The organism is Vibrio sp. J502, assembly GCF_025397955.1.
GTDB lineage: Bacteria > Pseudomonadota > Gammaproteobacteria > Enterobacterales > Vibrionaceae > Vibrio > Vibrio anguillarum.
The window spans coordinates 798148-820631 of the sequence record NZ_CP104554.1; the positions used below are offsets into that span (position 1 = coordinate 798148).

At 44.4% G+C, this 22484-nt stretch carries 21 protein-coding genes; 15 read left to right on the plus strand and 6 right to left on the minus strand.

The annotated features are described in order from the left end of the window. Positions 1-7: 7 nt before the first annotated feature. Positions 8-964 carry a tRNA dihydrouridine(16) synthase DusC gene (gene dusC / locus N5E84_RS03910; protein WP_095661344.1) on the minus strand — a complete coding sequence of 319 codons (957 nt, stop codon included), beginning with the start codon at positions 962-964 and terminating at the stop codon, positions 8-10. A 62-nt stretch (positions 965-1026) separates the two neighbouring features. Here dusC and N5E84_RS03915 point away from each other — a divergent pair, with 62 nt between their 5' ends. From N5E84_RS03915 to serS, 4 genes are all read left to right on the plus strand, one after another. Then, on the plus strand, positions 1027-1683 hold the full coding sequence (locus N5E84_RS03915) for a YecA family protein (protein ID WP_019282072.1): 657 nt from the start codon (positions 1027-1029) through the stop codon (positions 1681-1683). 179 nt (positions 1684-1862) lie between these two features. Then, entirely contained in the window at positions 1863-2465 is a 603-nt protein-coding gene (gene lolA / locus N5E84_RS03920; RefSeq protein ID WP_026027187.1) for an outer membrane lipoprotein chaperone LolA, read from the plus strand. A 48-nt stretch (positions 2466-2513) separates the two neighbouring features. Then, positions 2514-3863, plus strand: a complete 1350-nt coding sequence (locus tag N5E84_RS03925; protein ID WP_029388198.1) for a replication-associated recombination protein A — start codon at positions 2514-2516, stop codon at positions 3861-3863. A 102-nt stretch (positions 3864-3965) separates the two neighbouring features. Then, positions 3966-5273, plus strand: a complete 1308-nt coding sequence (gene serS / locus N5E84_RS03930) for a serine--tRNA ligase (protein ID WP_013856507.1) — start codon at positions 3966-3968, stop codon at positions 5271-5273. Positions 5274-5352: 79 nt separating this feature from the next. Here the strand turns inward: serS and bioA are convergent, their stop codons facing one another. Then, the gene (gene bioA, locus N5E84_RS03935; protein WP_029388197.1) at positions 5353-6642 is read right to left on the minus strand and encodes an adenosylmethionine--8-amino-7-oxononanoate transaminase; all 1290 of its coding nucleotides are present in this window, start codon (positions 6640-6642) and stop codon (positions 5353-5355) included. 134 nt (positions 6643-6776) lie between these two features. On the opposite strand from bioA, the gene bioB reads away from it, so the two are divergent. From bioB to bioD, 4 genes are read left to right on the plus strand one after another with little or no spacing between them, the layout of a single operon-like run. Continuing rightward, the gene (gene bioB / locus N5E84_RS03940; protein ID WP_013856509.1) at positions 6777-7829 is read left to right on the plus strand and encodes a biotin synthase BioB; all 1053 of its coding nucleotides are present in this window, start codon (positions 6777-6779) and stop codon (positions 7827-7829) included. Further along, a complete protein-coding gene (gene bioF, locus N5E84_RS03945; protein ID WP_019282069.1) occupies positions 7801-8964 on the plus strand; it encodes an 8-amino-7-oxononanoate synthase in 1164 nt (387 codons plus the stop codon). Before bioB ends, bioF begins: the two co-directional genes overlap by 29 nt. 2 nt (positions 8965-8966) lie before the next feature. Next, positions 8967-9770: a malonyl-ACP O-methyltransferase BioC gene (gene bioC, locus N5E84_RS03950; RefSeq protein ID WP_019282068.1), complete on the plus strand. Its 804-nt coding sequence runs from the start codon at positions 8967-8969 to the stop codon at positions 9768-9770. Beyond that, a complete protein-coding gene (gene bioD, locus N5E84_RS03955) occupies positions 9767-10453 on the plus strand; it encodes a dethiobiotin synthase (protein ID WP_043004323.1) in 687 nt (228 codons plus the stop codon). Before bioC ends, bioD begins: the two co-directional genes overlap by 4 nt. Positions 10454-10514: 61 nt before the next feature. Here bioD and dsbB read toward each other — a convergent pair whose 3' ends face one another. Continuing rightward, entirely contained in the window at positions 10515-11054 is a 540-nt protein-coding gene (dsbB, locus tag N5E84_RS03960; protein ID WP_069212015.1) for a disulfide bond formation protein DsbB, read from the minus strand. A gap of 75 nt (positions 11055-11129) precedes the next feature. Continuing rightward, the gene (gene nhaB, locus N5E84_RS03965; protein ID WP_013856514.1) at positions 11130-12719 is read right to left on the minus strand and encodes a Na(+)/H(+) antiporter NhaB; all 1590 of its coding nucleotides are present in this window, start codon (positions 12717-12719) and stop codon (positions 11130-11132) included. 655 nt (positions 12720-13374) lie between these two features. Here nhaB and fadR point away from each other — a divergent pair. Beyond that, positions 13375-14214, plus strand: coding sequence for a fatty acid metabolism transcriptional regulator FadR (fadR, locus tag N5E84_RS03970; protein ID WP_010319711.1), 840 nt, complete (start codon positions 13375-13377; stop codon positions 14212-14214). A gap of 52 nt (positions 14215-14266) precedes the next feature. On the opposite strand, the gene N5E84_RS03975 is transcribed toward fadR, so the two are convergent. Both N5E84_RS03975 and N5E84_RS03980 read right to left on the minus strand, forming a co-directional pair. Further along, a complete protein-coding gene (locus tag N5E84_RS03975; protein WP_013856516.1) occupies positions 14267-15427 on the minus strand; it encodes a DUF1887 family protein in 1161 nt (386 codons plus the stop codon). Between the two features lie 176 nt (positions 15428-15603). Further along, the gene (locus N5E84_RS03980; protein ID WP_026027184.1) at positions 15604-17595 is read right to left on the minus strand and encodes a methyl-accepting chemotaxis protein; all 1992 of its coding nucleotides are present in this window, start codon (positions 17593-17595) and stop codon (positions 15604-15606) included. 357 nt (positions 17596-17952) lie between these two features. Here N5E84_RS03980 and hinT point away from each other — a divergent pair, with 357 nt between their 5' ends. The 6 genes from hinT (at position 17953) to ycfP (ending at position 22293) form a co-directional block, all read left to right on the plus strand. Continuing rightward, the gene (gene hinT / locus N5E84_RS03985) at positions 17953-18303 is read left to right on the plus strand and encodes a purine nucleoside phosphoramidase (RefSeq protein WP_026028145.1); all 351 of its coding nucleotides are present in this window, start codon (positions 17953-17955) and stop codon (positions 18301-18303) included. 67 nt (positions 18304-18370) lie between these two features. Beyond that, positions 18371-19762, plus strand: a complete 1392-nt coding sequence (locus N5E84_RS03990) for a COG3014 family protein (RefSeq protein ID WP_017042311.1) — start codon at positions 18371-18373, stop codon at positions 19760-19762. Further along, positions 19762-20151 (plus strand): YcfL family protein, encoded by a 390-nt coding sequence (locus tag N5E84_RS03995; protein ID WP_017045169.1) that lies wholly within the window; start codon positions 19762-19764, stop codon positions 20149-20151. Before N5E84_RS03990 ends, N5E84_RS03995 begins: the two co-directional genes overlap by 1 nt. Before the next feature lie 22 nt (positions 20152-20173). Continuing rightward, positions 20174-20764, plus strand: coding sequence for a penicillin-binding protein activator LpoB (lpoB, locus tag N5E84_RS04000; protein WP_019282066.1), 591 nt, complete (start codon positions 20174-20176; stop codon positions 20762-20764). Positions 20765-20798: 34 nt separating this feature from the next. Further along, on the plus strand, positions 20799-21650 hold the full coding sequence (locus N5E84_RS04005) for a phosphotransferase (RefSeq protein WP_043004321.1): 852 nt from the start codon (positions 20799-20801) through the stop codon (positions 21648-21650). Between the two features lie 100 nt (positions 21651-21750). Continuing rightward, complete coding sequence (gene ycfP / locus N5E84_RS04010) at positions 21751-22293, plus strand: alpha/beta hydrolase YcfP (RefSeq protein ID WP_013856523.1); 543 nt, start codon at positions 21751-21753, stop codon at positions 22291-22293. The last annotated feature ends 191 nt before the right edge of the window (positions 22294-22484 follow it).

A 22484-nucleotide genomic window follows, 5' to 3' on the forward strand; every position in this document is an offset into this window, starting at 1 on the left:
AAACGCATCACAAGGTGTTTTGTAACCGATCACGGTAACGCTGAATGTGCTCCACGATAGGTTCTGATTTGGTGAAGGTCCTGATTTCGCGAAATAGCTCGTTAGCTTGAGGATATTCTTGACGCAAGTAGGTAAACCATTGCTTGACTCGATTGGGATAGTAAAAGCCTTTATCGCCTCTAATTTCAAATTGCGAATAGCGCAGGAGCAGATCAACCACATCATGCCAAGGCATCACTTTATGGTTATGTTTGACCACATTGCCTAAATTGGGAACGTTGAATGCGCCTCGACAAACCATCAATGACTCTACGCCCGTCGCTTTAATACAGGCTTGACCATCGTCATAGTTCCAAATTTCGCCATTAGCGATCAGAGGCAGAGACGTCTTCTGGCGTATCTGATTAATGTAATCCCACTTAATTTCACTGGCGCGATAACCGCCCGCTTTTGTTCGGGCATGAACTGTGAGCTCGTTTGCTCCAGCTTGTTCAATCGCATCGACAATTTCAAAGCAGTCGTTAGGGTCTTCCCAACCTAAGCGGATTTTAGCCGAAACAGGGATCGCTTTCGGTACCGCATCTCGGCATGATTTTACCACTTGATAAATCAATTCCGGATGTTGTAACAGCGCCGCACCGCCTTTGTGTTTGTTGACCGTTTTCGCTGGGCAACCAAAATTCAAATCAATGCCGTGCGCGCCTAATTCAGCAACTCGTGCGGCATTTTCTGCCATCCAATGTGGCTCTTGGCCGAGCAGTTGAACGTGCACGGGAACACCAGCTTGCGTTTTTGAGCCTGTTTTCAGTTCAGGACAAAGGCGATAAAAAACGTGGTCAGGCAATAATTGGTCAACGACACGCACAAATTCAGTCACGCACAGATCGTAATCATTCATCTGGGTGAGCAGTTCACGCATCAAGTGGTCTAGCACACCCTCCATTGGGCCCAAAATTACACGCATCATCATTTCGCCTTAAAAATTCGAGGCGAGATTGTAGTGGTTACCGAATCAAAAGTCACTAAATGCAAGAGTTGGTATATAATCCTTGGTCAACCATTTTAACTGTACAGATTTTCATGACCTACTCATTGCTCTCTCTTCCTCAATCAGCTCCTCAATCCGCTCATTTTTTTGAAGGGGCTATTTTGGCATCCAATTTCGCCACTAAGCCGTTAGAACCCACAACTTGGTTAGAACCTTTAGTGGGGGAGCAAGTCAAAGCACTTGAACCAGCGGTGATGGCGCAAATTAATCTGCAATATAACTTGCTCAAACGTAGCGAATATTCGGCGTTAGCCTTGCTAGATAATGCGACTCAGTGGGCTGATTTTGCTGAAGGGTTTATGAGCGTCTGGCCAGTCGTTGAACCGCAATGGTTAGAGACTCAAATTGGTGATGGCAGCCTGCGCATGCTGCAAGCTTTGTTGACCACCTTCATGTTAGCCATCGATGAAACACAAACACGGCAGCAGATGAGCGAAGCGGGTTTTGCAGCACCACCCAGTTTGAGTGATTTTGCTGAGCAGTTGGATGTCATGATCACCGAAGTGGCGTTAATGGCTGATGAATTAATGCTCGGCATGAAAACGCAGCGGGTTAACCCATTTAAAGAGATTGGACGCAATGATCCTTGTCCGTGCGCCAGTGGCAAAAAATTCAAACAGTGCTGTGGCCAGTAAAGTACGCCGCCTGAGGTTTAATCTCAACAAAACGCTGACAAACCCAAGCAAATAAGCCCTTATAAACGAGTTATTCTGATACATAAGTTGTTATGATAAGCGAACGCTTCTTATGAGAAGGCCCTTATCAATAAACCCTATAGACAAGAAAATTGTTATCCAACTGGAGTGTGGTAATCATGAAAAGAGTGTTAGCCCTGTTGCTGTGTAGTTTTTCTGTCGCTGTTTTGGCTGCGCCAAAAGAGGAGTTGAGCCAACGCCTCGCGCTGAACGCTGGTTTTAGCGCTACCTTTGCCCAGCAAGTGATCAGCCCTGAAGGTGATATTGTGATGGAAGGTCAGGGGAAAGTTGATATTGTTCGGCCAAGCCTTTTCCGTTGGCAAACGACCGCTCCTGATGAAAACTTACTGGTGTCTGATGGTAAAACCTTGTGGTATTACAGCCCATTTATCGAACAAGTGAGTATTTATAATCAAGAACAAGCGACGGAACAAACTCCTTTTGTGTTGCTGACTCGTAATCGCGCCAGTGATTGGGATCACTACAAGGTTGCACAAAACGGTGATGATTTCACCCTAACGCCAACCGCGGTAGATTCAAACCAAGGGCAGTTTCAGATAGCGATTGATGAGAAAGGGATCGTGAAAGGTTTTAACGTGATTGAACAAGATGGGCAGAAGAGTCTGTTTACGTTTAGCGATGTACAACTAACACCGGCCGCTAAAGCGCGTTTCACGTTCCAGATCCCGCAAGGTGTCGAGGTTGATGATCAACGTAATTGAGATAGGGACTAAGGCGTGAGTAATTATAGTGTGGGTAACTACAGCAGTGTGGGTAACTACAGTTTAGATTTTTCGGGTGATGAAGATTTCCGTCCGTTGGCCGCGAGAATGCGCCCTCAGACGGTTGAGCAGTATATTGGCCAGCAGCACATTTTAGGCGTGGGTAAACCCTTGCGGCGTGCATTAGAGGCCGGTCATATTCATTCGATGATCTTGTGGGGGCCGCCCGGTACGGGTAAAACGACCTTGGCTGAAGTGGCGGCGAATTACGCCAATGCAGAGGTTGAACGTGTTTCTGCGGTGACTTCTGGCGTTAAAGAGATCCGTGCTGCCATTGAAAAAGCACGCGAAAATAAAATGGCGGGTCGACGTACTATTTTGTTTGTAGACGAAGTGCATCGTTTTAATAAATCTCAACAAGATGCCTTTTTGCCACACATTGAAGATGGCACTGTGACTTTCATTGGTGCCACGACAGAGAATCCCTCTTTTGAGCTCAACAACGCTTTGCTATCTCGTGCTCGGGTGTACAAATTAAACTCGCTGGCTAGCGATGAAATTTTGCTGGCGCTCAATCAAGCAATCAACGATGCCGATCGCGGTTTAGGTAAAGTTGCAGCGCAGTTTATGGATAACGTGCTCGAACGTTTGGCTGAATTGGTCAATGGTGATGCGCGCATGTCACTCAATTATCTTGAGCTGCTGTACGACATGGCCGAAGAGAATGCGCAAGGTGAAAAGCTCATTACGCTCAAACTGTTGGCCGAAGTGGCAGGCGAAAAAGTGTCGCGCTTTGATAATAAAGGCGATATTTGGTACGACCTTATCTCTGCGGTGCATAAATCGATTCGAGGTTCCAACCCCGATGCGGCGCTGTATTGGTCGGCCAGAATGATCGCAGCAGGCTGCGATCCACTTTATATCGCTCGCCGTTTATTGGCGATAGCTTCGGAAGATGTCGGCAACGCCGACCCAAGAGGCATGCAGGTGGCGCTCGCCGCTTGGGACTGTTTTACCCGCGTTGGTCCTGCGGAAGGTGAACGTGCTATTGCACAAGCGATTGTCTATTTAGCGTGCGCGCCCAAAAGTAATGCCGTGTATAGCGCGTGGAAGCAAGCCTTAGCTGATGCGCATAATTTGCCAGAGTATGAGGTGCCGCCTCATTTGCGTAATGCACCAACCAGTTTGATGAAAGATCTTGGTTATGGAGCACAATATCGCTATGCCCACGATGAACCGGGAGCTTACGCGGCTGGCGAAAGTTATTTGCCGCCTGAAATGAGCGATACACGCTACTACCAGCCAACAAATCGAGGGTTAGAAACCAAAATTGGTGAAAAGTTAGATTACTTGGCTAGTTTAGATGCAAAAAGCCCACAAAAGCGCTATGAAAAATAGTCTCTTTTCGTTATCTTTGTCGGGTTCAATTTTCTCTACGCGTCGCTCTTATTAGAAAGGGATGCAGACGCGTTTTTCATAACTAAAAGCATAGGATTAGCAATGCTGGATTCTAAATTACTTCGCACTGAGCTGGATGAAACAGCTGCAAAATTAGCGCGTCGCGGTTTCAAACTCGACGTTGAGACAATTCGTCAACTTGAAGAACAACGTAAGTCCATTCAAGTAGAAGTTGAAAATTTACAATCCTCGCGCAACTCCATCTCCAAAGAAATTGGCCAAAAAATGGCCGCCGGCGACAAAGCGGGCGCAGAAGCAGTCAAGCTACAAATCGGCTCTCTAGGCAGTGACTTAGACGCGAAAAAAGCGCAGTTGAATGACATCCAAGCACAATTGGATGCGATTACTATGTCTGTACCCAACGTACCAGATGAATCGGTTCCTGACGGTAAAGATGAAAATGACAACGTAGAAGTTTCTCGTTGGGGCGAACCTAAAACTTACGATTTTGAGCTCAGAGATCACGTTGATCTTGGCGAAATGGCCGGTGGTTTAGATTTTGCTAGTGCGACTAAAATTACTGGCGCTCGCTTTATCGTGATGAAAGGCCAATTTGCTCGCCTACACCGTGCGATTGCTCAGTTCATGCTGGACTTGCACACACAAGAACATGGTTATACAGAAATGTATGTCCCTTATCTTGTCAACGCTGACAGCCTGTTTGGTACTGGTCAGCTACCTAAATTTGGTCAAGACCTATTCCATACTGAGCCACTAACTGAAAAAGTGAATGATGAAGAGCCACGTAAACTGTCTCTTATCCCAACGGCTGAAGTACCGGTAACGAACTTGGTGCGTGACACCATTTCTGACGAAGCCGATCTGCCACTTAAAATGACGGCTCATACACCTTGTTTCCGTTCTGAGGCGGGATCGTATGGTCGCGATACACGTGGTCTTATCCGTATGCACCAATTTGATAAAGTCGAATTGGTTCAGATTACGCGCCCAGAAGATTCAATGGCGGCGCTGGAAGAGTTAACTGGTCATGCGGAAAAAGTGCTGAAATTGCTTGAACTGCCGTACCGTAAAGTGGTGTTGTGTGCAGGTGACATGGGCTTTGGCTCTCGCAAAACTTACGATCTAGAAGTGTGGGTTCCTGCGCAAGGCACATACCGTGAGATCTCCTCTTGCTCAAACATGTGGGATTTCCAAGCACGTCGTATGCAAGCCCGTTTCCGTCGCAAAGGCGGCAATAAACCTGAGCTTGTACACACGCTGAACGGTTCAGGCCTTGCTGTGGGTCGTACTATGGTAGCCATTTTGGAAAACAACCAACAAGCCGATGGCCGTATTGCCGTTCCTAGCGTACTGCAACCATACATGGGTGGCGCAACGCATATCGGTTAATCATGATGCGTTAAACACAGTAAAAAAACCGACTTGCGAGTCGGTTTTTTTATGCATCAATATTCTATGTCGGTTCTATTTAAGCCCCATCGATTTGAAAGCATTGCGAATTTTGCAATGCCACCGCTACAGCGTTGATCAGTTTTTCAATGTCATCTACTTGGCTAATAAACGGTGGCATCACATAGATTAAACAGCCAAAAGGACGGATCCAGACCCCTTGCTCAACAAATAGCGCTTGAATGACTTCCATATTGACAGGGCGATGCGTTTCAATCACGCCGATAGCGCCCAGCCAGCGCGTCTCTTTTACCATCTCAAAACGGTTAAGCATGGGCAGTAAATGAGCAAATTGCGCTTCAATACGCTGGGTTTGCTGTTGCCAATCGCCCTGTTCGATGAGCTCTAAGCTAGCGCAGGCGACGGCGCACGCCAATGGATTAGCCATAAAGGTTGGCCCATGCATAAAGCAGCCCGCTTCGCCAGCACAAACCGTATCGGCGACTTGCTTGGTCGCCAGTGTGGCCGAAAGCGTCATATAGCCACCCGTTAAGGCCTTGCCGACACATAAAATATCAGGTGCGATATTAGAGTGCTCACAGGCGAAGAGCTTTCCAGTACGGCCAAACCCAGTTGCAATCTCATCGGCAATCATTAGCAAACCATATTGATCGCAAAGTGCACGCACGCCTTTTAAAAACTGAGGATGATAGATACGCATACCGCCAGCACCCTGCACAATTGGTTCTAAAATTACCGCCGCAAGCTCTTGATGAGCGTGCATTATTTTCTCTCGAAAATCATCGAGATCGCGTTCATCCCACTCATCCCAAAAACCGCAAGTTGGCGAATCGGCAAAAATATGCTGCGGCAAAAAACCTTTGTAGAGCGAATGCATCGAGTTATCTGGGTCAGTGACTGACATTGCGGCAAACGTATCGCCGTGATAGCCATGACGTAAGGTGAGAAATTTCGCTCGTGGTTGACCTTTTGCATGCCAGTATTGCAGCGCCATTTTTAAGCTGACCTCCACGGCGACAGAGCCAGAATCGGCTAAAAATACGTGCTCAAGATTGCTTGGCGCTAATGCCAGTAATTTTTTACAAAGCGTAATGGCGGGTTGATGTGTGATACCGCCAAACATCACGTGTGACATTTTATCAATTTGCTGATGCGCAGCGTAATTAAGGTGTGGATGGTTATAACCATGAATAGTTGCCCACCAAGAGGACATTCCATCAATCAAGCGTCGCCCATCTTCCAAATAAAGATGGACACCTTGAGCGTGAGTGACGGGATAACAAGTCAATGGCGTCAGCGTTGAAGTGTAGGGATGCCAGATATGTTGGCGGTCGAAGAGTAAATCCATGATCAGTCCATATTGCTGGGTTTGCTTAAAGATCAATCAAACGTAAACTTATGTTTTCTTTGTTTGTTGACAGTTTATCGCTTGTCAGTAGACTAGCCAAGCAACAAAATAATAAAACTGAATAAGGAAGAGATGTGGAAGTTCGTCATAACTGGACCGTTGCTGAGGTGAACGCACTGGTCGAAAAGCCGTTTATGGATCTACTGTTTGAAGCGCAGCAAGTACATCGTCAATACCATCCCAAAAATTATGTTCAGGTCAGTACGTTACTTTCTATTAAGACGGGGGCGTGTCCTGAAGATTGTAAATATTGCCCGCAGAGTGCGCATTACCGGACTGATGTTGATAAAGAACGGTTGATGGAAGTCGAGCGGGTGTTAGACGCGGCGCAAAAAGCGAAGCGCTCTGGCTCGACCCGCTTTTGTATGGGAGCGGCGTGGAAAAACCCGAAAGCGCGTGATATGCCTCTCTTGAAAGAGATGATCAGTGGCGTGAAAGAGATGGGCTTGGAAACGTGTATGACGTTGGGCATGCTAACGCCTGATCAAGCAAGTGAGTTGGCCAGTGCAGGGCTTGATTACTATAACCACAACCTAGATACCTCACCTGAATACTATGGCAACATTATCACCACTCGAACCTATCAAGATCGCCTTGATACCTTATCGCACGTGCGCGATGCAGGAATGAAGATCTGCTCTGGGGGAATTATCGGTATGGGAGAGAGCGCTAATGACCGCGCTGGCCTGTTGGTGGAATTAGCGAACTTACCAACCCATCCTGAAAGTGTACCGATTAATATGCTGGTCAAAGTGAAAGGCACACCGTTAGAGCAAGCCGAAGATGTCGAAGCGTTTGATTTTATTCGTCTGATTGCTGTTGCTCGGATCATGATGCCACAATCGGCGGTGCGTTTATCGGCTGGACGTGAAAATATGAATGAGCAGATGCAAGCGCTGTGCTTTATGGCAGGTGCAAACTCCATTTTCTACGGTTGCAAGTTGCTAACGACTCCTAATCCTGATGAAGATAGCGATATGCAGTTATTTAAAAAACTGGGTATCAATAGCCAACAAGTGAGCCAAAAACCGGATGAAGTTGCAGAAAGTGAGCTGCTTGAACGTGTCGTAAAACGGGTGGCAGCTCGTCCTACTAAAGATGATCTTTTCTACGATGCCAGCGTTTAATTCACGTATTTCAGCGGCGCTCAGTGCTCGTCACGATCTTGGGCTTTCTCGTTCTCTTATCGAGCTTGAGGGAGGCAACCAGGTTCGATTGTGCAAAGATGGCCGCCAGTATCTTAACTTTTCCAGTAACGATTACCTTGGCCTTGCACATGACTCAGAATTGATTGCCGCTTGGCAGCAAGGGCTGAGTATGTATGGTTGCGGTAGTGGCGCATCTCCTTTGGTCACAGGCTTTAGCTCAGCCCATCGCAACCTTGAATCTAACTTGTGTGAGTGGCTAGGTTATGAGCGAGCCATTTTGTTTGGCTCGGGTTTTAGTGCTAATCAGGCACTGCTGTTTAGCCTGCTCAATAAAGACGATTTGCTACTGCAAGATAAACTTAACCACGCCTCTTTGATGGAAGCAGGAATGCTTTGCGCAGCCAGTATGAAGCGTTTTCGGCACAACGATGTCACTCATCTTAAGCAACAGCTTAACAGCGATAGTCATACGTTAGTGGTGACTGAAGGGGTCTTTAGCATGGATGGTGATTGTGCACCGCTGTGCGAAATCACGGATGCACTGCAAGGTGAAGCGTGGTTGGCAGTCGATGATGCACACGGCATCGGTGTGTTGGGCGAGGGTGGGGCAGGCAGTTGCAGTGCGGCAGGAATAAAACCACAGCTCTTAGTGGTGACCTTTGGCAAAGCCTTGGGGTTATCGGGTGCAGCTATCTTATGCAATCAAGAGGTGGGTGACTTTCTTACGCAGTTTGCTCGTCACCACGTCTATTCTACAGCCATGCCGCCAGCGCAAGCTTATGCAGTAACTCATGCTATTTCAATGGTCACTCAGCAGTCTTGGCGCAGAGAAAAACTAACTGAGCTGCAAGCTTATTACGCTGAATCCATGCAAGGTTTCGATGGTTATGTTGAAACGCTAACGCCAATCAAACCCTACCTTGTTGGTGAGGCGCAAACAGCATTGAATATCGCCGAACAATTGCGACATCACGGGTGTTGGTTGACCGCGATTCGCCCACCAACGGTGGCTCAAGGCCGCGCCCGATTGCGTATCACTCTAACCGCCAACCACACTATTGCTGACATAGATCAACTAACCACACAACTGCAACGTGCGCTAGAGGAGAGCTGAATATGTCACAAACTCATGCGATAGAGATAAATGCGCTGCATGACAAAGCCGCCATTGCCCATTCTTTTAGCCGCGCGGCAAAGCATTATGATGTACATGCCGCTTTTCAACGTGACGTAGGACACCGTTTATTGGACAAAATGCCGCACAGTCTAGTAGGGAAAAGAGTGCTCGATCTTGGTTGTGGTACGGGCTATTTTTCAGAGCAACTGCGGCGTAGAGGGGCGTATGTGGTATGTGCTGACCTCTCCAGTGAGATGCTAGTACAAGCTAAAATACGTTGTGGTGATGTTGGCGTCACCTACTATCAAGCCGATGCTGAGGCGCTTCCTTTCGCCAACGCCTCTTTTGATTACGTTTTTTCTAGCTTAGCGCTGCAGTGGTGTGATGACCTTGTTCTACCACTGCGACAAATTCACCGCGTATTGAAACCACAAGGGATGGCTTATTTTTCGACATTATTGGACGGTTCGCTGTTTGAACTGAAACAAGCGTGGACAAAAATTGATACACATCAACACGTCAATGATTTCATCACACTCAATCAGGTAAAAATTGCGTTAGCGCAATCTCACGGTTACCACCATCAACTAGACTTGCCTTCGATCACAGTTTGGTATGACAAAGCTTTTTCCTTGATGAGAGATCTTAAAGGAATTGGTGCAAATCACGTAAGTGGACGCTCACAAGGGTTAACAAGCCGCAAGGCTCTACTGCAAATTGAGCAGGCATACCAAGCATTTCAAAACCATCAAGGTCTTCTACCTGCAACTTATCAGGTTTGTTTAGGGGTTATACATCGATGATTGATGCATTTTTTATTGCGGGTACGGACACCGACGTTGGAAAAACGGTCGCTTCAAAAGCGATTCTACAAGCATTAGCCGCCAAGGATTTGGTGACTATTGGCTACAAACCCGTTGCCGCTGGTAGCGAAAAAACGGAATTTGGCTTACGCAACTCAGATGCGTTACATCTGATGAAAGCGGCAACCAAAGAGATGCCCTATGGTGATGTGAATCCATATTCTTTAGCGCTCCCTACATCACCACATATCGCCGCAAAACATGAACACGTCGAGATTGATTATGGCGTGCTCAGTAGCAAATTAGCTAAGCATAAAGCGAACGCTGACATTGTGTTGATCGAAGGTGCTGGTGGTTGGCGCGTTCCGATCTCCGATACGGACTGCTTGTCTACTTGGGTTAAACAAGAACAACTACCAGTGGTATTAGTGGTAGGGATTAAACTAGGTTGCTTAAGCCATGCAATTTTAACAGCGGAAAGTATTATCGCCGACGGGTTGAAGATTGTTGGCTGGGTAGCCAACCGAGTGAACCCCGGAACTGAGCATTACGCTGAAATTATTGCAATGTTGGAATCGCGCATTCCAGCGCCTAAGCTTGGTGAAATACCCTATGTGCCAACGGTAAAACGGCAACAAATTGGTAAGTATATTAATGTTGATCCGCTGTTTGCGTCAGAGTAAGCGATGTGAATCAGCCCAAAGGCATCTCTTAGCGAGATGCCTTTTTTGATCAAGCAGGTTATTACCGCAGCTTATTGACGGGGGTTTTCGCGAACTGAGCTAAAACAACAAAAGCGAGCACCAGCAAGTTAGCAGCATAGATGACCACTAGCCACTGTGGCATGGAAAGCGTTAAAAATTGCCATACCACTTTCGAACAGTCACCGTAAGCTTCGAACATCCAAGGTGCCCATTGATTGAGTGGTGCCCAGCTGGGGAAAGTGACAAATAAATCACAAGTGGCAAAAGGAGAAGGGTTGAATTGGTAATCCACATGTTGCATAGCTAAGGTCAAACCTTTATAAGCACTGGCTCCCCAAGTAACGAGTCCAATCCAACGAACAATCGGATTATTGGGTGCGATTAAGCCAAGCAGAGCTGCTCCGCCAATTCCTAGCATCGCCACACGTTCATAAATGCACATCACACACGGCGCGAGCATCATGATGTGCTGAAAAAAAAGCGCACAAGCCTCAAAAAAAACCACAAAAAGAAGTAATAAAAACCAAGATTTTCTCGATTGAGAGAACAGTTTCAGAGTAGAAAAAAAAGTCACATTCAATACCTGTAAAGAATAAAAAGCCCTGATAGTTCAGAGCTTTTTAACTTAGATAAGTTTCATTATCAACCGAATATTTTAATGCCCGGCAGAGATGGCTTGAACTGCTTTGGCTGAATGGTGCGTAATCCACCCTAAGTCATAAAAATGCGCAGTCATGGGTTCAACTAAGAAGACAATGCCAAACAGGCCAACTAATGCCAATACAATCGTGTAAGGCAGAGCCATGATGACCATTTTGCCATAAGAAAGGCGGATCAATGGTGCAAGTGCTGATGTTAATAAGAATAAGAAAGCGGCTTGACCGTTTGGTGTTGCTACTGACGGTAAGTTCGTACCTGTGTTAATCGCGACAGCCAATAAATCGAATTGGTCACGCGTGATAACACCTTCTAGTAGCGCTGTTTTGACTTCATTAATATAGACAGTGCCAACGAAAACGTTATCCGAAACCATCGACAAAAGCCCGTTAGCCACATAGAAGAGAGCAAGCTGAGCCCCTTTATCTTCAACATTCAACACAGCATCGATAACTGGTTTAAAGAGTTGTTGATCGATAATTACGGCTACGATGGAGAAGAATACCGCCAGCAGCGCCGTAAAGGGTAGGGCTTCTTCAAATGCTTTGCCTAGCGAATGTTCTTCTATCACACCAGTAAATGCTGTCGCCAAAATAATAACTGAAAGACCAATCAATCCCACTGCCGCTAAGTGCAGTGCCAATCCAACAATCAGCCAGACAGCAATAGCGCCTTGGATCCAAAGTTTTGCGACGTCTTGATTGGTTCGATTTTTGCGCTCAGCCGTGTCAAAATCGACCAGAATTTGACGAACGTTAGCGGGTAATTCTGCGCCGTAACCAAATAGCTTCAGCTTTTCAACTAACACACAGGTCAAAATACCACAGAGAAAAACAGGTACGGTTACCGGAGACATACGGATGATAAACTCGCCAAAAAACCAACCTGCTTGATCGGCGATGATCAGGTTTTGTGGTTCACCAACCATGGTCATCACCCCGCCTAAAGCGGTACCTACGCCAGCATGCATCAGTAGTGAGCGCAAAAACGCACGATAGTTTTCTAGGTCATCACGTGTTAGTTCTGAGATATGCTCATCTTGAGTATGGTCATGAGCGGAGCTTGTCCCTTGTCCCGATGCCACTTTGTGATAAATCGAGTAAAACCCGACGGCGACACTGATGACCACAGCGATAACTGTTAAAGCATCCAAAAATGCAGACAGGAAAGCAGCTGTAATGCAAAAGGCGACCGAAAGCATCGCTTTTGAACGAATACCAAGTAGTATTTTGGTGAAGATGAACAGCAATAGCTGTTTCATGAAATAGATACCAGCCACCATAAACACCAGTAGCAGCAGAACTTCGATGTTATTCACAAGCTCATGTTTTACTTGCTCTGCACTGGTCATCCCAATGGCGATAGCTTCGATAGCCAGTAAGCCACCAGGTTGCAGGGGATAGCATTTAAGCGCCATCGCTAGGGTGAAAATGAATTCAACCACAAGTAGCCAACCAGCAATAAATGGGTCGACCAAAAAGAAAACAATCGGGTTGATAATGAGAAAAGCAATAATGGCAACTTTGTACCAGTCAGGGGCTTTACCAAGAAAGTTCTTGAGAAAAGCGCTTCCGAGGGACATCGGCATGGGTAGTTCTCTTACTGTTGAGATGATAGACGCTGTCAGCTTATCTTTAATTCATTATGTGAAGTGGCCAAATAGAACGTGTTAAACACGAAAACAGTATCTATCGGCAATGTTCTAGCGAAACAACAAACCGTTTAGGGATTATGGTTTTACCAAGACACTCCTTGAGTGAGACAAGCAATCCTTACTTCGACCGTCACTCTACTCCGCAAGCTTTTTTAGTCAATAATAATCAGGTTATTGATAAAACACTTACCGATATTTTGGTCAAAAACGCGATCAAAGTTGGGTAAGCATAGCATAAGAGTTGTGAAAAATTCACGCCGAGCCGTATTTTGAAGTGGAGTTAAGGTAATAGGCATCTAAATGACTAAAAAGAGCGAATTTTGCAAGCTTAAATTGATTATTTTAAGTTTATTAATGTGAGTTATATCTCTTTATTTTTTCTACTCTTATGAGTTCTTCCTTTTGAAGAACTGCTAAAAATTACCATTTCATTGACTCGGTATTGTTCATAAACAAGATGATTAAATTAGAGTTTAAGCTCTATTTTGTTTGTGATAACTTCGCGGATGGTTTGTTTCCGATAACGTTCAACTAGTGGTATGATGAGTCCCATTCGACCCAAATAAATAGAAAACTGGATAAGTACTTAATGGTCATTAAGGCAAAAAGCCCAGCAGGTTTTGCTGAAAAATACATAATTGAGAGCATTTGGAATGGTCGCTTTGCACCGGGTTCTATCTTACCTGCAGAGCGCGAACTTTCAGAATTAATTGGTGTAACACGTACAACGCTTCGAGAAGTATTACAACGCTTAGCCCGTGATGGTTGGTTGACTATACAGCATGGTAAACCAACGAAAGTAAACCAATTTATGGAAACTTCCGGTTTACACATATTAGATACACTAATGACGCTCGATGCTGAAAATGCCACCAGTATTGTGGAAGATTTACTTGCGGCTCGGACAAATATTAGCCCCATATTTATGCGTTATGCATTTAAAGTGAACAAAGAGCCTGCCGAGCGCACTATTACTAATGTTATCGAAAGCTGTGAAGCACTATTAAGTGCCAAATCTTGGGATTCTTTTATGGAGTTATCTCCTTATGCACAGAAAATCCAACAGCATATTAAAGATGATGGTGAAAAAGACGAATATAAACGTCAGCAAATATTGATTGCGAAAACCTTTAATTTTTACGATTACATGTTATTTCAGCGTTTAGCGTTTCACTCAGGAAATCAAATTTATGGTTTGATTTTTAATGGGCTAAAGAAATTATATGACCGAGTTGGCAGCTATTATTTCTCTAATCCAGAAGCACGCGAGTTAGCCTTGCAGTTTTACCGTGAATTATTAGCAGTATGTGAAAGTGGCAATCGTGAGCAGTTGCCGATTGTGATCCGTCATTACGGTATTGACAGCGCTCACATATGGAATCAAATGAAAACAACGTTACCGACAAATTTTACAGAAGATGATCATTAGAAAATTCGTTTTACTGTAAAAAAAGCCCGTATGAAACGGGCTTTTTTGTAGGTTAGATATCTTCGTTACCACCCGCTTCTTTAAACCAAGCGGCTAAATGTAATTTTAAATCTTTCAGTTCATCTGGGCCGATTAAGGCCAACCCTAAATCTTCTGCACGAGTAATGTCATTATGGCGGAGCGGGCGAAAGCTCACGAGCATAGCGCGAGCTTGTAGGCCACCAAGCAAATCACGTAATGATTCTAGCTTATAAAGCGTATCATCGCCGTCATCACGCATACCTTTCGTTTTACATTCAATAATATGCAGTTTGTTATTCACCACTGTAGCGACATCGAGTTCATTTCTGACTTCTCGCTCACCTAATTGACGGTAGACTTGAACATTCAAAGAGCGATCTTGAATGGTTGGCATATCATCTTGGATCTGTCTTATTGTACTGTGCACTAATGTTTCTAACCATTCTCCATTGGAAAATCGGCGCGCATCTTCGTTGGCGAAGGTTAAAATGCCATTTTGATAGGTGGCGATTTGTGCTTCGACAAGATCGGTCAACAGAATATGAAGTTCACGATACCCTTGTTGTTTTTCTGAAAGTGCAACATCTAGCCGCTGCTCTTTGCGGCACGTCGTCGCTAAATAGTTTAATGTGGCTAAACCAGGACCAAGTTCTAATGCATTACTTGCCCAGCGCTCGCCGAGTTCGTAAAGTTTTTGGTCAAGTTGTGGCGGAATATGATGCTCACTAAATTCACCCCGTGCACCAAAAATGGTTAAGTAGTCTGAAATGGTAATGTGGTCTTGCACTTGGGTATTATTTTGACCATCGGGATAAAGCCAACACAGCTGATCACTGTTCGGTTCGACGACAAAAATAGGCCATTGATAGCTACGGAACACCTCATAAACGGATAATAAACGATGTCTCAAACCACAACTTGCGTTCAGCTTGACTTCGTCGTATCTGGTTTTCAAATCTTCCGCTAAAAACTGGATAGCTTGTTTGATTGCTGAGGTATTGGAACCCGATGGGATTTCAAAAAACTCAGAAGTGATATCGCGCTGACTCAATACCGAGTGTAAACGTAAATACATTGATTTTTGGTCTTGATCACCGATGAAGACAATGTGCGAACTTACCGTTCGATTATCAAGCAGGGGAGTAACCAAGCGAATAGGGTCTTGGTCGATAATGCCAACATGAACAGCCATAGATCATCCTCATGTTTGGCTTGCAAAGAGTAGGAGGTAGATAATAATGCGCAAGCCGATAGTTATCATATAACGATGTGGCATCAAAAAAACAAGGGCGACTTTAGATTAAAAGCCGCCCTTGAGACATAATTTACATGTAACTTACAAATGGGGTTGAGTTTGTTAACGGTCACTCATAATGTAAAACGATGGACTAATTCATTCTGCTGATTAGCAAGCTGAGTTAGGTTGGCGCTTGCCTGTGCAATTTGAGACATGGCTTGATAGCTACCATCTGCGATTAAATTAATATCCTCGATACTGCGTGCAATGTCACCAGTTGTTTCACTTTGCTCGGCGGCCGCCTGTGTAATATGAGTACTCATCTGACTGATTTCTAGAATTAACGCTTGGATCTCTTCCATTGCGCTATTCGCCGTTGATGCTTGCTCGACAGAAAGTTCCATATCAGTCATGCAGCTTTCAATAACAGTACTGGCAGAAGATGAGCTGGATTGCAAGTTGCTGATCATACTTTCAATTTCAGACGTCGAATCCGTTGTGCGTTTTGCCAAAACACGAACTTCGTCAGCTACGACTGCAAACCCGCGCCCTTGCTCTCCAGCACGAGCAGCTTCAATCGCGGCATTGAGCGCCAATAAGTTGGTTTGTTCTGCAATGTTACGAATCACATCCAAGATAGAACCAATTTGGCTGCTCATTTTTTGCAGTTCACCGACAGCATCAACCGATTGATTTAAGCGAGTCTCAAGTTGATTAATGGTGGTGATATTGTCACTCATAATTTTACGGCCAGATTCAGAAGCCGATTCAACTTTCTGCACCATCTCTAGCGAACTTTGAGCACTTTGCGCTACTTCTTGTACTGAATGAGCCATTTCTGTCATTGCGGTTGCCACGCTCGCGGTTTGCTCACGTTGGGTGCTGAGTTGTGACTGTGCTTTTGAAGAGGTGGTTTGGTTATGGTTAGCTGTGTTGGTTAAATTTTCAGAAGCATCATTCAACTGCACCAAAATATGGTGCAAATTATCTGCTAGCGAATTGATGTGGCCACTTAAGCGACTAAACTCGTTGTTGTAACGAATTTCAATGCGTTGTGTCATATCTCCTTTTGTCAGCCCTTCTAGCGTTTTGAGTATACGATTTAACGGCTCACGAACACTTTGCGCAATGTGGTAACCAATACCCGTAGCCACTAGCACAACCGCAATACCAATCACGATCGCTTTAATAACTCCTTGCTTATAGACTTCCCCGGCTTCTCGCAGAGAGGCATTTAAACCGTCGGTCGCAGTATCGTTAAAAGAGTCTAAAATCGTCATTGCTTTATCGACCTCGATAGCCAAATTCGCAATGTTTTCATAAAGGGCTGTTTTCGCTAGTAAGTAACTATTGTGTTGATCAAGCACACCACCCTTTTGTCCAATATCTTGAGAGAACTTTTGGACGAGATCGTCAAATGTTTTTTTCAGTTCAGGTAATTGGGTCGATAAGCCTCGGTAAGCGTAGTTGAGGTGCGTGACCGCTTTTTTATTCATGGTGACGGCCTTGTCAACAAAGGCGACATCCGAACTGGCCAAAGCGTCTGAAGTGATTAATTCCGCATCTTTCAATTTAATGAAATAACTTTTCGCCATGACTTTAACTGAAATACTATTTTGCCCATCGACAAAATCTTTCATTCCGGTGCTTAAATCGGCATGAAGTCTTTGAAATTCACGAGTTGATTTTTGCACTTGAGCTTGCGCCTCAAACATCGCCTGATAATTATTCATGGCTTGTTCTGCTTCTGAAAAGTAGCGGAGTTCCATCTGTTTAAGTTGGCTTATCCGCTCTTCAAGAGAGGGGTTCATTGCACTTGCTTGTTGGAGCTGGTTTAGCACGTCAGCAAAATCTTGTTTTGCTTTAGCAAATTCTGAACGCATCACATTCATGCGATCTTGGTTTTGTGTCGTCAAAAAGTCCTTAAAAGATTTATCGGCAGAAAGCAGTTGAACACTTGTTTTGTTTGACAAAGAAACGAGCGGTAAGGCGGTGGTTGATACACTTTCGAAATTAGAATGAATTTGATTCATTCCTCCCATCATAATGGCGGTCGTTACTGCAAACATGATGATGATCAGTGTGAAACCAGCGTACATTCGCCTAATCACTGAACCCTTCATAATCCTCTCCCTAGAAAAATAGTGTTTTGTTTTAAAAAATAACAAAATAATGAGTATTGTATTGAATGTGAGACGTACATTTTATGACGGGCCTGGCAAAACGCATTTTTTATATTAGTGTTCTGTCATTTATGCTACGCGTACGGTGTTTTTTATTGAGCTTTTGACAGGGTTCACGCATACTCAAATCCAACTACACACCTATTATATTCAGTAGCATTAAGGTCAAATTAGTGTCGGTTCTATCGGTTGTCGATATGTTGTCGTGGGCCACTTAGGTATTAGCCTTGAACCACTTATCTCGATCTAATGTACTTTGATGTGACTGCGTAGGCCTATTTACTAGTGGAGTATTTCATGGCTGAAGAAACCATTTTTAGCAAAATTATCCGTAAAGAAATTCCTGCAGATATCCTCTATCAAGATGATTTAGTTACCGCCTTTCGGGACATTAACCCTAGAGCGCCTAGCCATATTCTTATCATTCCCAATGCGTTTATTCCGACGACCAACGATGTTGAACTTGAGCATGAAGCGGCTATGGGACGTATGTTTACAGTGGCAAAAAAAATCGCTCAACAAGAAGGTATTGCACAAGATGGCTATCGCTTGATAGTGAATTGTAACGCTCATGGTGGCCAAGAGGTTTACCACATTCATATGCACTTGGTTGGTGGTCGCCCGTTGGGTCCGCTTTTGATGAGCTAATGCATGGGTCGCCCAGTCACTATTGGGCGCTCGATTGATACGATTAGAGTTAAATATGGAGTATTGAGTGAAGCGTTACGTGCGACATATTACGGTTTTTTTATCGCCTTTTTTTCTCAATGCCTGTGCTAATTTTTCTGCGGGGAACTTGTTTAGTCATTACAGTGCTCAAAATGGCGCTGTCTATCAGTCAGTTAAATCTGGGCAGTATCAAGATGCGGAGAATGAACTTGCGGAATTTGTCGCGGGTGACATTCTGGACAATCTGGAAAAAGGGCGAGTCCATTTTCTTAACCAGAATTATGTAGACAGTAAGCGTAGTTTCGAATTGAGTGATTCTGCGGTTAAAATTCAACAAGATAAGGCATTGATTTCACTAAGTGATACGGCGACAAGTGTCGGTGCGTTGGCTGTGAATGATAACTTGATGGAATACGTTCCTGCGGATTATGAACTCGGTTTTTTACATCTTTATCTCGGTTTGAATTATTTACAACAGAACGATTTGGATGGAGCTCTGGTTGAAGTTCGGCGAGCGAATCAGGTACAAGAGCAAGCAAGGCAGGCTAGAGAAGCGGAACTTGAAAAGGCGCAAAAAGAGCTAAAATCACAAGGTGTGACACCAAACTTAGGCAGCGTACTAGCAAACTACCCTGATGCAGGAAAAGCTTTGCAGGCGGTGCAGAATGGTTACCTTTTTTACCTTTCTGCTTTGCTTTATGAAGCCTCTGGTGATGTTAACAGTGCCTATGTCGACTATCGACGCGCTTTGGCAGTCACTCCCGATAATATTGAGGTTATAGAGGGGACATTACGCGTTGCGAAACGATTAGGGATGAGAGAAGACCTAATCCAATTAGAGAAACGCTACGGGAAATCTCATTCACTGACTGCTTCTCAAGGTCGTGTGCTTATAATAGAAGAGCAGAGTGTGGTGAAAGCCTTAGATAGCTGGCGTCAATCTTTACCCTTGTATGACAGCAGAGGAAATGGCGCATTGTATTCTCTCGCCTTACCTTATTATCCGAATACACCCGTTGAATCATTTTCATCACTGACGATGAATGACAAAGTACTGACTTCTCATTTTCTGACGGATGTGAATTTAATGGCAAGTCGAAACTTGTCTGAGAAAATGCCCTCTATAGTAATAAGGCAAGTGTTGAGAGTGCTGGCGAAAGATCAATTGCGCAAAGAAGCGGCTAAAGATGACAATGTTGGTAATTTAGTCTTCAACGTTTGGAATCTGCTGACAGAGCAGCCCGATACGCGCAGTTGGCTAACGCTGCCAGGGTTGGTGCAAACGGCCAGTCTGCAAGTCAATGCAGGCGAGCAACGAATAAAGGTGGGAGAGCAAGAATATCAGTTTTCTGTACCGGAAAAAGGCACCACTTTGGTGTGGGTTTCTCGTCAGGGACGCCATTCAACCATCTGGCATAAACAACTAGGAAGATTGTAATGAAAAAGTGGATATTGGGACTGTTAGTCACATTCTCATTGATTGGATGTGCTGAAAATACCGCAGGATTAAGAGTTGATGGCGCTTCGCAAAAAGTGCTATTTGGCGACAATGTCTTAGGTAATCGCTTGGTTGTTGAAGATATTGCAACTAACCAAGTGGATGGTCATACGAGGGGAGTTGTGCGTTTAGTGAGTCATTACCAAGGTGACCAAATTATCGAGTACCGTTTTTCTTGGTATGACGATGATGGGCTTGAAGTCAATAACAGACAAAGTCCTTGGAAACAAAAGATCATCAGTGGGATGGAGACGGTGTCGTTGTCGGAGATTTCTGTCAATCCAAATGGAAAACAGTTTCGCGTACAGATCCGTGGGTCAAATAATTAAATTGGGAAAGTAAGGAGCCAATATGAACAAAAGTATTATCGCATTGCTAGGACTCGCTGTCATTTTGGGCGGCTGTTCAAATAAAGTCAGCTACGGAGATGCACAATCCGTTGAAACGACGACTGTTGATTTTGGTTCAACAGATTTACAAAAAATCGCGGGGGAAATGGTTGATAGCATGATGATGTCAGGTTCGGTAGCAGCGATTACCCGTGATTCTCGTCCTATCGTGTTTGTCGAGCGAATCAAAAATAAAACCAGTGAGCACATTGATACTGAATCTATCACTGACACCATCAGTACTAAGATGTTGAATTCAGGTAAGTTCCGCTTCGTCGACATGGGTCGTATTGAAGCCGTGCGTGAACAGCTCAATTTCCAAAATAATGATGAGTTGGTCAACCAAAGTACCGCCATTCAGTTTGGCAAAATGGTTGGCGCACAATATATGCTGTATGGCAACTTGTCGAGTATTGTGAAAAACGCAAGCAGTGATAAAGATGTATATTACAAAATGACGATGCGTTTAATGGATCTTCAAAGCGGCCTTATTGAATGGGCAGATGAAACCGAAATTCGTAAACAGCAGTCAAAAAGTTTACTCGGTTTTTAATCACAAAATTGAGTAATTGAGAGAAGAGGTCCTTATGGCGAGAATGTCTTGGCGTGAAGCTTGTCAGCTTGATCGTACCTTAACGTCGCTAGAAGGATTCTTCTCTACTCCCCCTGACTACGCACAAACGCTGACAGGGGGGTTAACAAACCGATGTTGGAAAATTGTCACGGAGGAACGCAGCTTTGTTTGGCGGCCTAATACTCCGATCACTCAAGCCTTTTCCATTTCGCGTTTTCAAGAATATCAAATTCTCTCTGCTATCGAATCTTCTCACTTAGGCCCCAAGCCACTTTCCATTAATGATCAAGGATTATTGGTTGAATGGATTGATGGCCAATCCCTTACTGGTGGTTTACCTTTCGATTCTCTATTAAAAACACAGATAAAGATCCATAATCTCAGTACAGCACGCATCCCAGTTGCCCCTTTCAGTTTTATCGCTCGGGTTGATCATTATTGGCTACAGCTCAAAGCTGAGTATAAAAGTGAGGACTTGTCGGCTTTATATCAACGTTGGCGCACCGCACCTAACCTTGCTGATGTTGGTCATACTTTGTGTCACTTTGATTTAGCTGGCTACAATATGGTTAAAACCGATGAAGGTAACCGCGTGATTGATTGGGAATACGCCTCAATTGCCGACCCCCGACTCGACCTGGCTTTAAGCATTGATGTTGCAGAAGAAAAACCATTAGAGGCGGTCTACCGTTATTGTCAATTGCGTGAGATTGTGGGGGTCGATGATTGGGTCGAAGGAGTGGTGGCTTGGCATCCAAGAGCAACAATGATGGCCATGTTATGGTATTTGTTAGCACATCAATTATGGGGTGATGACTATTATCGTCAACAAGCCGAACATCTAAAACGCACATTATGTAGCTAGGATCACTGTTTCGTCGTTTTGTTGCAGTAAATTAAGGTTAAAGTCTTTGAAACCACAATCTTCGTGGTAGATTAAAAACCTCAAGGAGTGGGGAGTTATTATGATTATTTATCTGCACGGTTTTGATTCAACAAGCCCAGGAAACCATGAAAAAGTACTGCAATTGCAATTTATTGACAGCGATGTCCGTTTTATTAACTACAGTACACAGCACCCAAAACACGATATGCAGCATCTTCTAAAAGAAGTGCATAAAGTGATTGAGTTGTCTGATGACCCACATCCGATTATTTGTGGCGTAGGCCTCGGCGGCTTCTGGTCTGAGCGGATTGGATTCTTATGCGGAATTAAGCAAGTGGTGTTTAATCCTAACTTGCATCCGGAAACAAACATGACTGGACGCATCGATCGCCCTGAAGAGTATGAAGATATTGCGACTAAGTGTGTTGAGCAATACAGGGTAAAAAATAAAGGACGCTGTTTAGTGATTTTATCTAAAGAAGATGAAATTCATGACAACAGCAAAACAGCAGCAGAGCTCGAAAACTACTACGATATCATTTGGGATGAAACCCAGAACCATAAGTTCAAGAAAATCTCACAGCATTTGCAAGCGATGAAGGCATTTAAAGAATCAAATTAAGCATCCGTGCATCATAGTTTCGACTGAACGACTCACAATTGTGAGTCGTTTTTTTATGGCCCAACCCCCCTATGTCTCGTAGTGAAATAGAGGAATTCTTTGGTTGCACCGTGAGTTTTGCTCTATATAATGATTAAATTATAAATATTTTGATAAATATCAAAAAAAATTGAGAGCAAGTCTTAAATTTG

Coding starts and splice junctions, on each gene's coding strand:
- dusC (WP_095661344.1), bottom strand. CDS start 964: ATGCGTGTAATTTTGGGCCCAATGGAGGGTGTGCTAGACCACTTGATG.
- N5E84_RS03915 (WP_019282072.1), top strand. CDS start 1,027: ATGCAAGAGTTGGTATATAATCCTTGGTCAACCATTTTAACTGTACAG.
- lolA (WP_026027187.1), top strand. CDS start 1,863: ATGAAAAGAGTGTTAGCCCTGTTGCTGTGTAGTTTTTCTGTCGCTGTT.
- serS (WP_013856507.1), top strand. CDS start 3,966: ATGCTGGATTCTAAATTACTTCGCACTGAGCTGGATGAAACAGCTGCA.
- bioA (WP_029388197.1), bottom strand. CDS start 6,642: ATGGATTTACTCTTCGACCGCCAACATATCTGGCATCCCTACACTTCA.
- bioF (WP_019282069.1), top strand. CDS start 7,801: ATGATCTTTTCTACGATGCCAGCGTTTAATTCACGTATTTCAGCGGCG.
- bioC (WP_019282068.1), top strand. CDS start 8,967: ATGTCACAAACTCATGCGATAGAGATAAATGCGCTGCATGACAAAGCC.
- bioD (WP_043004323.1), top strand. CDS start 9,767: ATGATTGATGCATTTTTTATTGCGGGTACGGACACCGACGTTGGAAAA.
- nhaB (WP_013856514.1), bottom strand. CDS start 12,719: ATGCCGATGTCCCTCGGAAGCGCTTTTCTCAAGAACTTTCTTGGTAAA.
- fadR (WP_010319711.1), top strand. CDS start 13,375: ATGGTCATTAAGGCAAAAAGCCCAGCAGGTTTTGCTGAAAAATACATA.
- N5E84_RS03975 (WP_013856516.1), bottom strand. CDS start 15,427: ATGGCTGTTCATGTTGGCATTATCGACCAAGACCCTATTCGCTTGGTT.
- N5E84_RS03980 (WP_026027184.1), bottom strand. CDS start 17,595: ATGAAGGGTTCAGTGATTAGGCGAATGTACGCTGGTTTCACACTGATC.
- hinT (WP_026028145.1), top strand. CDS start 17,953: ATGGCTGAAGAAACCATTTTTAGCAAAATTATCCGTAAAGAAATTCCT.
- N5E84_RS03995 (WP_017045169.1), top strand. CDS start 19,762: ATGAAAAAGTGGATATTGGGACTGTTAGTCACATTCTCATTGATTGGA.
- lpoB (WP_019282066.1), top strand. CDS start 20,174: ATGAACAAAAGTATTATCGCATTGCTAGGACTCGCTGTCATTTTGGGC.
- N5E84_RS04005 (WP_043004321.1), top strand. CDS start 20,799: ATGGCGAGAATGTCTTGGCGTGAAGCTTGTCAGCTTGATCGTACCTTA.
- ycfP (WP_013856523.1), top strand. CDS start 21,751: ATGATTATTTATCTGCACGGTTTTGATTCAACAAGCCCAGGAAACCAT.